The organism is Salmonella enterica subsp. arizonae (assembly GCF_008692845.1).
GTDB lineage: Bacteria > Pseudomonadota > Gammaproteobacteria > Enterobacterales > Enterobacteriaceae > Salmonella > Salmonella arizonae.
Genome location: NZ_VXJW01000008.1, coordinates 159,981 through 171,827, shown reverse-complemented (window position 1 = coordinate 171,827; position 11,847 = coordinate 159,981). Strand labels below are relative to the sequence as shown.

Here is an 11,847-nt window from a genome sequence, read left to right as displayed (position 1 = left end):
GGGCAAAATCACTGGGTTACTCTCTCCAGCAAGATCCTGAGTTATGCGTGTGAACCGGGAGTTTCTCAGGAAGGCTACCGCGCTCCTGATGTCAGACTCCCTGAACGGTTCCCGATAATCGGGAAACGCAGAGCGCATTATCCGGTGGTCACACTCTGCCACGTGTGCGGGGTTCATCACAGCAGTTACAAATGCTGGAAAAACGCTTCTTTATTGCAAATAAAAAAGCAGCAGCGAGGCGCTGCTGTATCAAAAAGCAGTTTGATAAATGCAATGTAAGAGACAAATGGCTAACCGTAAAAGTGACCACACTATAATAATTTTATTGTTATTATGTGACAATGCAACATGTGGCCTTAATTATATCATGATAAGTTCAGTTAACGGTATTATGATATTATAGGGTTTGCAGTCTTTTATGTGCAGTGAGTAAAGTCTGATATATGCTTAAATTATTACTTCCGGATTCGAGCAGGACTTTTTTAAATTCAGTCATTAGCTGCTCTTCATCTTCTTTCGAACGCATGTATTGCGGATACTCCTGAAAGAAGGTGAATGCCTGCTCTTTGGTTTGTCTATATTTTTCGCAAAAAACGCTTGAGCTGATGGTATTATTTTTTGATGTGGAATTTTCAGATTTTTGGTTTGATAATGTTTTATTCTCCGTAAGGTCTGATGGTACGTACGGAAGAGACATACACTTATCAATACTATTTGCATTGGCTTGTTGCTCTTTTTGAACTTCAGGCTGTTGTACAGGCTTACTTCCGGAGGAAGGGGGCGGTACCTGGGCACAGCCGATCAGTAAAAAGACAGGAAGACAGCTATAAAATTTTTTCATATTATACTCCTGCTACAGAATAATGAGGCTTAATGTTTTAATACAACTGTCAGAACGCTATCTGACAATAGTTATAAGGGGAACATGCGTCTCAGGAATGCTAGCAAAAAAAGTTCCTGATATAAATAGTTAATTTTCCATTTCAATGACTTTATCTGATTTTTTTGCTGCTGCGGAACAATAAGCCAGTATTTATATACTCTGAGCTGATTTTCTATTTTAAATAATCAGGCACTGTGCGAGTTGGTCAATTTAATTAGCGAGTAGCATCAGATTCATAATGATTGCATCAGGATTTTGCCACTCGTTCCCGGTATTGTTTGCATACTAAAATGATTTTTAACTGGTGCTGACAACTATGCTAAATACACAGGAAGTACTCAAAGAAGGAGAGAAGCGGAGAGTCCGCAGCCCGGAAGCATGGTTTATGCAGGCGTGTTCCGCGCAAAAACTGCATATGTCATTTTCTGAAGGCCGACACAATGAAAGCTGCTTGATTCAGGAAGGCGCGCTACTTTTTATCGAGCAGGCTGTTGTCGCACCAGTATCAGGAGATCTGGTTTTCCGACCGTTAAAAATCGAAGTACTCAGTAAATTACTGGCGTTTATTGATGGCGCAGGACTAATGAATACGACATATGCTGAACCCAATAAATGGGTTTTGCTGAGCCCTGAGTTTCGCGCTATTTGGCAAGATCGTAAACGTTGCGAGTATTGGTTCTTGCAGCAAATTATTACGCCCTCTCCGGATTTCAACAAGGTATTAACGCTTTTACGAAAAAGCGAGAGTTACTGGTTGGTCGGCTATTTACTCGCCCAGTCAACCAGCGGCAGTACGATGAGAATGTTAGGAGAAGACTATGGTGTTTCTTATACCCATTTCCGTCGTTTGTGCAGCAGGGCGTTAGGCGGAAAAGCAAAGAGTGAATTACGAAACTGGCGTATGGCGCAATCGCTGCTGAATAGCGTAGAAGGACACGCGAATATCACCCAATTGGCCGTCAATAATGGTTACTCATCGCCTTCACATTTTTCTAATGAAATCAAAGAGCTGATCGGCGTTTCGCCGCGGAAATTATCAAATATCATTCAATTGGCAGACAAATGAAGACGCATATTCTTTTGGCCAGAGTGCTGGCATGTGCCGCGCTTGTTCTGGTAGCACCTGGTTATTCAAGTGAAAAAATACCTGTAACGGGAAGTGGGTTTGTTGCGAAAGACGATAGCCTGCGGACATTTTTCGATGCTATGGCGCTACAGTTAAAGGAGCCTGTCATTGTTAGCAAAATGGCGGCACGTAAAAAAATTACTGGCAACTTTGAGTTTAACGATCCTAACGCATTACTGGAGAAGCTTTCCTTACAACTGGGGCTGATTTGGTATTTCGATGGACAGGCTATCTATATTTATGACGCCAGTGAAATGCGCAATGCCGTCGTCTCTCTACGGAACGTCTCACTCAATGAGTTCAACAACTTTTTAAAACGCTCAGGCTTATATAATAAGAATTACCCGCTACGTGGCGATAACCGTAAAGGAACATTCTATGTTTCAGGGCCGCCCGTATATGTTGATCTGGTGGTCAACGCCGCCACCATGATGGACAAGCAAAATGATGGCATTGAACTGGGACGTCAAAAAATAGGAGTGATGCGCCTGAACAATACCTTCGTGGGCGATCGTACCTACAATCTACGCGATCAGAAAATGGTTATCCCCGGTATTGCCACGGCCATTGAAAGATTATTGCAGGGAGAAGAGCAACCCTTAGGAAATATTACCAGTAGCGAACCTGTCCCGGCGATGCCAGCGTTTTCAGCGAGTGGAGAAAAAAGTAAAACAGCAAATTATGCCGGTGGTATGAGTCTCCAGGAAGCTTTGAAGCAAAATGCAGCGGCGGGCGATATTAAAATCGTGGCCTATCCGGATACGAATAGTTTGTTGGTAAAAGGAACGGCTGAGCAGGTACATTTTATCGAAATGCTGGTTAAGGCCCTGGATGTCGCTAAACGTCACGTAGAATTATCCCTGTGGATTGTCGATCTTAATAAAAGCGATCTGGAACGCCTGGGCGCATCATGGAGCGGCAGCATTACTATCGGAGATAAACTTGGCGTGTCATTAAACCAATCTTCAATTAGTACCCTGGATGGCAGCCGGTTCATCGCCGCGGTAAATGCGTTAGAAGAGAAGAAGCAGGCGACGGTGGTTTCACGCCCGGTATTACTGACTCAAGAAAATGTTCCCGCTATTTTTGATAATAACAGAACGTTTTATACCAAGCTGATTGGGGAGCGTAATGTTGCGCTTGAACATGTTACTTACGGAACAATGATCAGAGTGCTGCCCCGTTTTTCCGCAGATGGCCAGATAGAAATGTCGCTGGATATTGAAGATGGTAACGACACGACGCCGCAAACCGAGATCACTGCCTCCGTAGATGCGTTACCCGAAGTTGGACGAACATTAATTAGCACTATTGCGAGAGTTCCGCATGGAAAAAGTCTGCTGGTCGGTGGTTATACACGGGATGCTAATACCGATACCGTCCAGAGTATCCCGTTCTTAGGGAAAATACCGTTTATTGGTGGCCTGTTCCGTTATTCCAGCAAGAATAAAAGTAATGTTGTTCGTGTATTCCTGATTGAACCAAAAGAAATTGTCGACCCGTTAACGCCGGATGCCAGCGAATCGGTAAACAATATTCTGAAACAAAGCGGTACCTGGAGTGGGGACGATAAATTACAAAAATGGGTTCGTGTTTATCTGGATAGAGGTCAGGAGGCGATTAAATGATTCCTGGTTCAACCTCCGGTATTTCATTTTCCAGAATATTGTCCAGGCAGACCTCTCATCAGGATGCGACGCAGCATACTGATGCGCAACAGGCGGAAATACAACAGGCTGCGGAGGATTCGTCTCCAGGGGCGGAAGTACAGAAATTTGTTCAGTCGACGGATGAAATGTCAGCGGCGCTGGCGCAATTTCGTAACCGTCGCGATTATGAAAAAAAATCCAGTAATTTATCGAACAGTTTTGAACGCGTGCTGGAGGATGAGGCTTTACCGAAGGCGAAGCAAATATTAAAGCTGATTAGCGTACATGGCGGCGCATTAGAAGATTTTTTACGTCAGGCGCGTAGCTTGTTTCCTGACCCCAGTGATTTAGTTCTTGTTTTACGTGAATTGCTTCGTCGTAAAGACCTGGAAGAGATAGTTCGTAAAAAACTGGAGTCGCTACTCAAGCACGTTGAAGAGCAAACCGATCCCAGGACCCTCAAGGCAGGGATTAATTGTGCGTTGAAAGCCCGGCTTTTTGGGAAAACATTATCGCTAAAACCGGGTTTATTGCGCGCCAGCTATCGGCAATTTATCCAGAGTGAATCGCATGAAGTGGAGATTTACGCTGACTGGATAGCCAGTTATGGCTACCAACGTCGACTGGTGGTGCTGGATTTTATTGAAGGTTCGCTATTAACCGATATTGACGCTAATGACGCTAGCTGTTCGCGCCTGGAGTTTGGCCAGCTTTTACGTCGCCTGACGCAACTTAAAATGTTGCGCTCTGCTGACCTACTGTTTGTGAGTACGTTGTTGTCGTATTCGTTTACCAAAGCGTTTAATGCGGAGGAGTCGTCGTGGTTACTACTGATGCTTTCGCTATTGCAACAGCCACATGAAGTGGATTCGCTGTTAGCCGATATTATAGGGTTGAATGCGTTACTGCTTAGCCATAAAGAACATGCGTCTTTTTTGCAGATATTTTATCAAGTATGTAAAGCCATACCCTCTTCACTCTTTTATGAAGAATATTGGCAGGAAGAATTGTTAATGGCGTTACGTAGTATGACCGATATTGCCTACAAGCATGAAATGGCAGAGCAGCGTCGTACTATTGAAAAGCCGTCTTAATTTAATATTAACAGGATACCTATAGTGCTGCTTTCTCTACTTAACAGTGCTCGTTTACGACCCGAATTACTGATCCTGGTACTAATGGTGATGATCATTTCTATGTTCGTCATTCCATTACCTACCTATCTGGTTGATTTCCTGATCGCGCTGAATATCGTACTGGCGATATTGGTGTTTATGGGGTCGTTCTATATTGACAGAATCCTCAGTTTTTCAACGTTTCCTGCGGTATTGTTAATAACAACACTCTTTCGTCTGGCATTATCGATCAGTACCAGCCGTCTTATCTTGATCGAGGCCGATGCCGGGGAAATTATCGCCACGTTCGGGCAATTTGTTATTGGCGATAGCCTGGCGGTGGGTTTTGTTGTCTTCTCTATTGTCACTGTGGTTCAGTTTATCGTTATTACCAAAGGTTCAGAACGCGTCGCGGAAGTCGCGGCACGTTTTTCTCTGGATGGTATGCCCGGTAAACAAATGAGTATAGATGCCGATTTGAAGGCCGGTATTATTGATGCGGATGCCGCACGCGAACGGCGAAGCGTACTGGAAAGGGAAAGTCAGCTTTACGGTTCCTTTGACGGTGCGATGAAGTTTATCAAAGGTGACGCCATTGCCGGTATCATTATCATCTTTGTGAACTTTATTGGCGGTATTTCGGTGGGGATGACCCGCCATGGGATGGATTTATCCTCCGCTCTGTCTACTTATACTATGCTGACCATCGGCGATGGTCTTGTCGCCCAGATCCCTGCACTGTTAATTGCGATTAGTGCCGGTTTTATCGTGACTCGCGTAAATGGCGATAGCGATAATATGGGCCGGAATATTATGACGCAACTGTTGAACAACCCATTTGTTTTGGTTGTTACGGCTATTCTGACCATTTCAATGGGAACCCTGCCAGGATTTCCGCTGCCGGTTTTTGTCATTCTGTCGGTGGTTTTAAGCGTACTCTTCTATTTTAAATTCCGTGAAGCAAAACGTAGCGCAGGCACGCCTAAAACCAGCAAAGGCGAGCAGCCGCTCAGTATTGAGGAAAAGGAAGGGACGTCGTTAGGACTGATTGGCGATCTCGATAAAGTTTCTACAGAGACCGTACCACTGATATTACTTGTGCCGAAGAGTCGACGTGAAGATCTGGAAAAAGCACAGCTTGCGGATCGTCTACGCAGTCAGTTCTTTATTGACTATGGTGTGCGCCTGCCGGAAGTATTGTTACGCGATGGTGAGGGGCTGGACGATAACAGCATTGTATTGTTGATTAATGAGATCCGTGTTGAACAATTTACGGTCTATTTTGATTTGATGCGAGTGGTAAATTATTCGGATGAAGTCGTTTCCTTTGGCATTAATCCAACTACCCATCAGCAAGGTAGCAGTCAGTATTTCTGGGTGACGCATGAAGAAGGGGAAAAGCTTCGTGAGCTTGGTTATGTGCTGCGGAACGCGCTTGACGAGCTCTACCACTGTCTGGCGGTGACACTGGCGCGCAACGTCAATGAATATTTCGGTATTCAGGAAACAAAACATATGCTGGATCAGTTGGAGGCAAAATTTCCTGATTTACTTAAAGAAGTGCTCAGACATGCTACCGTGCAACGTATATCGGAAGTTTTGCAGCGCCTGTTAAGTGAACGTGTTTCCGTGCGTAATATGAAATTAATTATGGAAGCGCTCGCATTATGGGCGCCAAGAGAAAAAGACGTCATTAACCTGGTGGAACATATTCGTGGAGCTATGGCGCGTTATATCTGCCATAAATTCGCCAATGGTGGTGAATTACGAGCAGTAATGGTATCTGCTGAAGTTGAGGATGTTATTCGCAAAGGGATCCGTCAGACCTCTGGCAGTACCTTCCTCAGCCTTGAACCGGAAGCCTCCGCTAATTTGATGGATCTCATTACACTTAAGCTGGATGATTTATTGATTGCACATAAAGACCTTGTCCTCCTTACGTCTGTCGATGTCCGTCGATTTATTAAGAAAATGATTGAAGGTCGTTTTCCTGATCTGGAGGTTTTATCTTTCGGTGAGATAGCAGATAGCAAGTCAGTGAATGTCATAAAAACAATATAAGGGTTTAATTAAGGAAAAGATCTATGCAACATTTGGATATTGCTGAGTTAGTTCGTTCCGCACTGGAAGTAAGTGGTTGCGATCCTTCGCTAATTGGAGGAATAGATAGCCATTCGACAATTGTTCTGGATTTATTTGCATTGCCCAGTATTTGTATCAGCGTCAAGGACGATGATGTATGGATCTGGGCGCAATTGGGTGCTGATAGCATGGTGGTATTACAACAACGGGCCTATGAAATCTTAATGACCATAATGGAAGGATGCCAGTTTGTCCGCGGCGGGCAATTGCTATTAGGGGAGCAGAATGGGGAACTAACGCTTAAGGCCTTAGTGCATCCGGATTTTTTATCTGACGGTGAAAAGTTCTCTAATGCCTTGAATGGATTTTACAACTATCTGGAAGTTTTTAGTCGGTCGCTAATGAGATGAAAACACCTCGTTTACTTCAGTATCTGGCCTACCCACAAAAAATAACGGGCCCAATCATTGAGGCGGAGTTGCGCGATGTAGCTATTGGCGAGCTGTGTGAAATACGCCGTGGCTGGCACCAAAAACAGGTCGTTGCGCGTGCGCAGGTGGTTGGCTTACAACGGGAACGCACCGTGCTGAGCCTTATCGGCAATGCCCAGGGGCTGACCCGCGATGTCGTGCTTTATCCTACTGGGCGCGCGTTATCGGCGTGGGTGGGATATTCGGTATTAGGCGCGGTATTGGACCCGACGGGGAAAATCGTTGAGCGTTTTACCACTGAAGTAGCGCCGATTAGCGAAGAACGCGTTATTGATGTCGCACCGCCTCCTTACGCCTCGCGTGTTGGCGTCCATGAACCGCTGATTACCGGCGTGCGTGCGATCGACGGGTTATTGACCTGTGGCGTAGGTCAGCGAATGGGCATTTTTGCCTCCGCAGGATGTGGTAAGACCATGCTGATGCATATGCTGATCGAGCAAACAGAGGCGGATGTCTTTGTTATCGGTCTTATCGGTGAACGAGGCCGTGAAGTCACTGAATTTGTGGATATGTTGCGCGCCTCGCATAAGAAAGAAAAATGCGTGCTGGTTTTTGCCACCTCCGATTTCCCCTCGGTAGATCGCTGTAATGCGGCACAACTGGCGACAACCGTAGCGGAATATTTTCGTGACCAGGGAAAAAGGGTCGTGCTCTTTATCGATTCTATGACCCGTTATGCGCGCGCTTTGCGAGACGTAGCTTTGGCGTCAGGGGAGCGTCCGGCTCGACGCGGTTATCCGGCCTCCGTATTCGATAATTTGCCACGCCTGCTGGAACGCCCCGGCGCGACCGGCGATGGAAGCATTACCGCCTTTTATACGGTGCTGCTGGAAAGCGAGGAAGAGGCGGACCCAATGGCGGATGAAATTCGCTCTATTCTTGACGGACACCTGTATCTGAGCAGAAAGCTGGCAGGGCAGGGGCATTACCCGGCTATTGATGTACTGAAAAGCGTAAGCCGCGTTTTTGGACAAGTCACAACGGCGACACATGCTAAGCAGGCGTCTTCTGTGCGTAAATTAATGACGCGTCTGGAAGAGCTCCAGCTTTTCATTGATTTAGGCGAATATCGTCCTGGCGAAAATATTGATAACGATCGGGCGATGCAAATGCGCGATAGCCTGAAAGCCTGGTTATGCCAGCCAGTAACGCAATATTCATCTTTTGATGACACATTGAGCGGTATGAATGCATTCGCTGACCAGGATTAAAGTGCTACAGCGGCGCTGTACGGTATTTCATTCACAGTGTGAGTCGGTATTACTTCGCTATCAGGATGAGGACCGTATGCTGCACGCTGAGGAGGAGGCGATCGTTGAACAAATAGCGGGTCTGAAATTGCTATTAGATACGCTGCGTGCAGAAAATAGACAGCTCAGTCGTGAGGAAATTTATTCGTTATTACGTAGGCAATCTATTGTCCGTCGGCAGATAAGAGATTTACAACTTCAGATTACACAAATTCAGGAAAAACGATGCGAACTGGAAAAGAAAACTCAAGAGTTTCAGGAAAAAAGTAAATATTGGTTGCGCAAAGAAGGTAATTATCAACGTTGGATAGTTCGTCAGAAAAGATTCTATATTCAGCGAGAGATACAGCAGGAAGAGGCCGAGTCAGAGGAGATAATTTAATGGGCGATGTGTCAGCTGTCAGTTCATCCGGAAACATTTTACTGCCGCAGCAGGACGAGGTCGGCGGTTTATCAGAAGCATTAAAAAAAGCGGTAGAAAAACATAAAACAGAATATTCCGATGATAAAAAAGATCGCGAGTACGGCGATACTTTCATGATGCATAAGGAAACGGCATTACCGCTTTTACTGGCGGCATTACGGCATGGCGCGCCAGCGAAATCAGAACAGCACAATGGCAGCGTTTCTGGCCTACATCATAATGTGAAAGGCGAACTCAGGATTGCTGAGAAACTATTGAAAGTTACTGCTGAAAAATCCGTTGGTTTGGTCTCTACGGAAGCAGTGGATAAATTCGCAGCACTGCAATCGTCTAAAAATAGGCAGTTAGAGGGCGTAAGCGGTAAAAAATTATCTGCTGATTTAAAAGCTGTCGAATCCCTCAGTGAATTAGCGGATAAAGCCGCGGAACGCACTGACGATAATATTAAGGTATTACCTGGGGATAATAAAGTCATCGCGGGCGAAGGCGTTCGTAAAGAGGGCGCGCTGCTGGCGCGAGACGTCGCACCTTCCCGAATGGCCGCGGCGAATACCAGTAAGTTTGATGATAAAGAGCATAAAAAGATCAAAGAGGCTTCTCAGGTTCCCCTGCAACCAACAACTATCGCCGATCTTAGCCAATTATCCGGCGGCGATGAAAAAATGCCTTTAGCGGCGCAATCAAAGCCGATGATGACTATTTTTCCGACCGCCGATGGCGTGAAAGGAGAGGATAGCTCGTTGACTTACCGCTTCCAGCGCTGGGGAAATGACTACTCCGTCAATATTCAGGCGCGGCAGGTAGGGGAGTTTTCGTTAATACCGTCAAATACGCAGGTTGAGCATCGCTTGCACGATCAATGGCAAAACGGTAACCCCCAGCGCTGGCACCTGACGCGAGATGATCAGCAAAATCCGCAGCAGCAACAGCACGGACAGCAATCTGGCGAGGAGGATGACGCCTGATGTCATTGCGTGTGAGACAGATTGATCGCCGCGAATGGCTCCTGACTCAAACCGCGGCAGAATGCCAGCGCAATGGCCAGGAAGTGACGCTGGAATATCCGTCGCGACAGGGAATGTGGGTTCGGTTGAGCGATTCAGAAAAACGTTGGTCGGCCTGGATTAAACCAGGGGACTGGCTTGAGCATGTTTCTCCCGCTCTCGCGGGGGCGGCGGTTTCTGCCGGTGCTGAGCACCTGATCGTTCCCTGGCTCGCTGCGACAGAGCGGCCATTTGAATTGCCCGTGCCGCATTTGTCCTATCGGCGTTTATGTGTAGAGAACCCCGTGCCGGGAAGCGCGCTACCGGAAGGGAAATTGTTGCACATTATGAGCGATCGGGGCGGCCTGTGGTTTGAGCATCTTCCTGAACTGCCCGCAGTCGGTGGCGGCAGGCCGAAAACGCTGTGTTGGCCGTTGCGTTTTGTTATCGGTAGCAGTGACTCGCCGCGAGCATTGCTGGGCCGTATCGGGATCGGAGATGTACTCGTGATCCGTACTTCCAGTGCGGAAGTTTACTGTTACACGAAAAAGTTAGGTCATTTCAAACGTGTTGAAGGGGGAATTATTGTGGAAACGTTAGATATTCAGCATATCGAAGAAGAAAAAAATGAAACAGAAACTGCAGAAATTCTGCCTGGCCTTAGTCAATTACCCGTCAAACTGGAGTTTGTTTTGTATCGTAAGCAGGTTACCCTGGCCGATCTCGAAACAATAGGGCAGCAACAACTATTATCGTTACCGATAAATGCTGAATGTAATGTTGAGATTATGGCGAATGGTGTTTTGCTGGGTAATGGCGAACTGGTACAGATGAATGACACCTTAGGCGTTGAGATTCATAAATGGCTGAGCGAGTCTGGTAATGGGGAATGATATCTCATTAATTGCCTTACTGGCATTTTCCACCCTATTGCCATTTATTATTGCATCAGGAACCTGTTTCGTTAAATTTTCTATCGTATTTGTCATGGTGCGTAACGCCCTGGGGTTGCAGCAGATACCTTCAAACATGACGCTTAACGGCATCGCATTGCTGCTTTCTATGTTTGTTATGTGGCCAATAATGCACGATGCCTACGTCTATTTTGAGGACGAGGATGTCACATTTAATGATATTTCGTCATTAAGTAAACATGTTGATGAAGGCCTGGATGGCTATCGCGATTATTTGATCAAATATTCAGATCGCGAGTTAGTTCAGTTTTTTGAAAATGCGCAACTAAAGCGTCAGTATGGAGAGGAGACCGAGGCGGTAAAGCGTGATAAAGATGAAATTGAAAAACCTTCAATATTTGCGTTATTACCTGCTTATGCGCTGAGCGAAATAAAAAGCGCATTTAAAATTGGTTTTTATCTCTATTTGCCATTTGTTGTCGTCGACCTGGTGGTATCCAGCGTACTGCTGGCGCTTGGGATGATGATGATGAGTCCGGTAACAATATCTACCCCCATTAAGTTGGTTCTTTTTGTCGCGCTTGATGGTTGGACCTTACTGTCTAAGGGTTTGATATTACAGTATATGGACATTGCAACATGACATCATTACGAGACGGGATAGTTAAATGGATGATTTAGTGTTTGCAGGTAATAAGGCGCTCTATCTTGTTCTGATCCTTTCAGGATGGCCGACGATTGTCGCAACGATTATCGGCCTCCTGGTAGGATTATTCCAGACGGTAACGCAATTACAGGAACAGACGCTGCCTTTTGGCATTAAATTACTTGGCGTGTGTTTGTGTCTATTTTTATTGTCTGGCTGGTATGGCGAAGTTTTACTCTCTTACGGGCGTCAGGTGATATTCCTGGCGTTGGCTAAGGGGTAAA

The 11,847-nt window shown here is 45.9% G+C and carries 12 protein-coding genes and 1 pseudogene; 12 read left to right on the top strand and 1 reads right to left on the bottom strand.

What is annotated here, in order from left to right; translation table 11 throughout:
• Positions 1–69: 69 nt before the first annotated feature.
• Positions 70–204: pseudogene (locus F4V61_RS16250) on the top strand (IS3 family transposase); the annotation flags it as partial.
• Between the two features lie 193 nt (positions 205–397).
• Here the strand turns inward: F4V61_RS16250 and invH are convergent.
• Positions 398–841 (bottom strand): SPI-1 type III secretion system invasion lipoprotein InvH, encoded by a 444-nt coding sequence (invH, locus tag F4V61_RS16245; RefSeq protein ID WP_000715103.1) that lies wholly within the window; start codon positions 839–841, stop codon positions 398–400.
• A 457-nt stretch (positions 842–1,298) separates the two neighbouring features.
• Here invH and invF point away from each other — a divergent pair, with 457 nt between their 5' ends.
• The 11 genes from invF to spaQ are packed head-to-tail and all read left to right on the top strand — an operon-like array spanning position 1,299 to position 11,846.
• A complete protein-coding gene (gene invF / locus F4V61_RS16240) occupies positions 1,299–1,949 on the top strand; it encodes an AraC family transcriptional regulator InvF (RefSeq protein ID WP_072159337.1) in 651 nt (216 codons plus the stop codon).
• On the top strand, positions 1,946–3,637 hold the full coding sequence (gene invG, locus F4V61_RS16235; protein ID WP_058345861.1) for a type III secretion system outer membrane ring protein InvG: 1,692 nt from the start codon (positions 1,946–1,948) through the stop codon (positions 3,635–3,637). Before invF ends, invG begins: the two co-directional genes overlap by 4 nt.
• A complete protein-coding gene (invE, locus tag F4V61_RS16230) occupies positions 3,634–4,752 on the top strand; it encodes a type III secretion system gatekeeper InvE (protein ID WP_000612173.1) in 1,119 nt (372 codons plus the stop codon). The genes invG and invE overlap by 4 nt, the downstream gene beginning before the upstream one ends.
• A 24-nt stretch (positions 4,753–4,776) precedes the next feature.
• Positions 4,777–6,834: a type III secretion system export apparatus protein InvA gene (gene invA / locus F4V61_RS16225; protein WP_000927223.1), complete on the top strand. Its 2,058-nt coding sequence runs from the start codon at positions 4,777–4,779 to the stop codon at positions 6,832–6,834.
• 23 nt (positions 6,835–6,857) lie between these two features.
• On the top strand, positions 6,858–7,265 hold the full coding sequence (gene spaK, locus F4V61_RS16220) for an SPI-1 type III secretion system chaperone SpaK (RefSeq protein WP_001164069.1): 408 nt from the start codon (positions 6,858–6,860) through the stop codon (positions 7,263–7,265).
• Positions 7,262–8,557: a SctN family type III secretion system ATPase InvC gene (invC, locus tag F4V61_RS16215; protein WP_000856770.1), complete on the top strand. Its 1,296-nt coding sequence runs from the start codon at positions 7,262–7,264 to the stop codon at positions 8,555–8,557. The genes spaK and invC overlap by 4 nt, the downstream gene beginning before the upstream one ends.
• The gene (gene spaM, locus F4V61_RS16210; RefSeq protein WP_024131769.1) at positions 8,535–8,978 is read left to right on the top strand and encodes an SPI-1 type III secretion system protein SpaM; all 444 of its coding nucleotides are present in this window, start codon (positions 8,535–8,537) and stop codon (positions 8,976–8,978) included. Before invC ends, spaM begins: the two co-directional genes overlap by 23 nt.
• A complete protein-coding gene (gene spaN, locus F4V61_RS16205; protein ID WP_000503091.1) occupies positions 8,978–9,985 on the top strand; it encodes an SPI-1 type III secretion system protein SpaN in 1,008 nt (335 codons plus the stop codon). Before spaM ends, spaN begins: the two co-directional genes overlap by 1 nt.
• Positions 9,985–10,896, top strand: a complete 912-nt coding sequence (locus F4V61_RS16200; RefSeq protein WP_080161145.1) for a YscQ/HrcQ family type III secretion apparatus protein — start codon at positions 9,985–9,987, stop codon at positions 10,894–10,896. Before spaN ends, F4V61_RS16200 begins: the two co-directional genes overlap by 1 nt.
• Complete coding sequence (spaP, locus tag F4V61_RS16195; protein ID WP_000526013.1) at positions 10,886–11,560, top strand: SPI-1 type III secretion system export apparatus protein SpaP; 675 nt, start codon at positions 10,886–10,888, stop codon at positions 11,558–11,560. The genes F4V61_RS16200 and spaP overlap by 11 nt, the downstream gene beginning before the upstream one ends.
• 25 nt (positions 11,561–11,585) lie before the next feature.
• Positions 11,586–11,846, top strand: coding sequence for an SPI-1 type III secretion system export apparatus protein SpaQ (gene spaQ / locus F4V61_RS16190; protein WP_000342503.1), 261 nt, complete (start codon positions 11,586–11,588; stop codon positions 11,844–11,846).
• Position 11,847 lies beyond the last annotated feature (1 nt).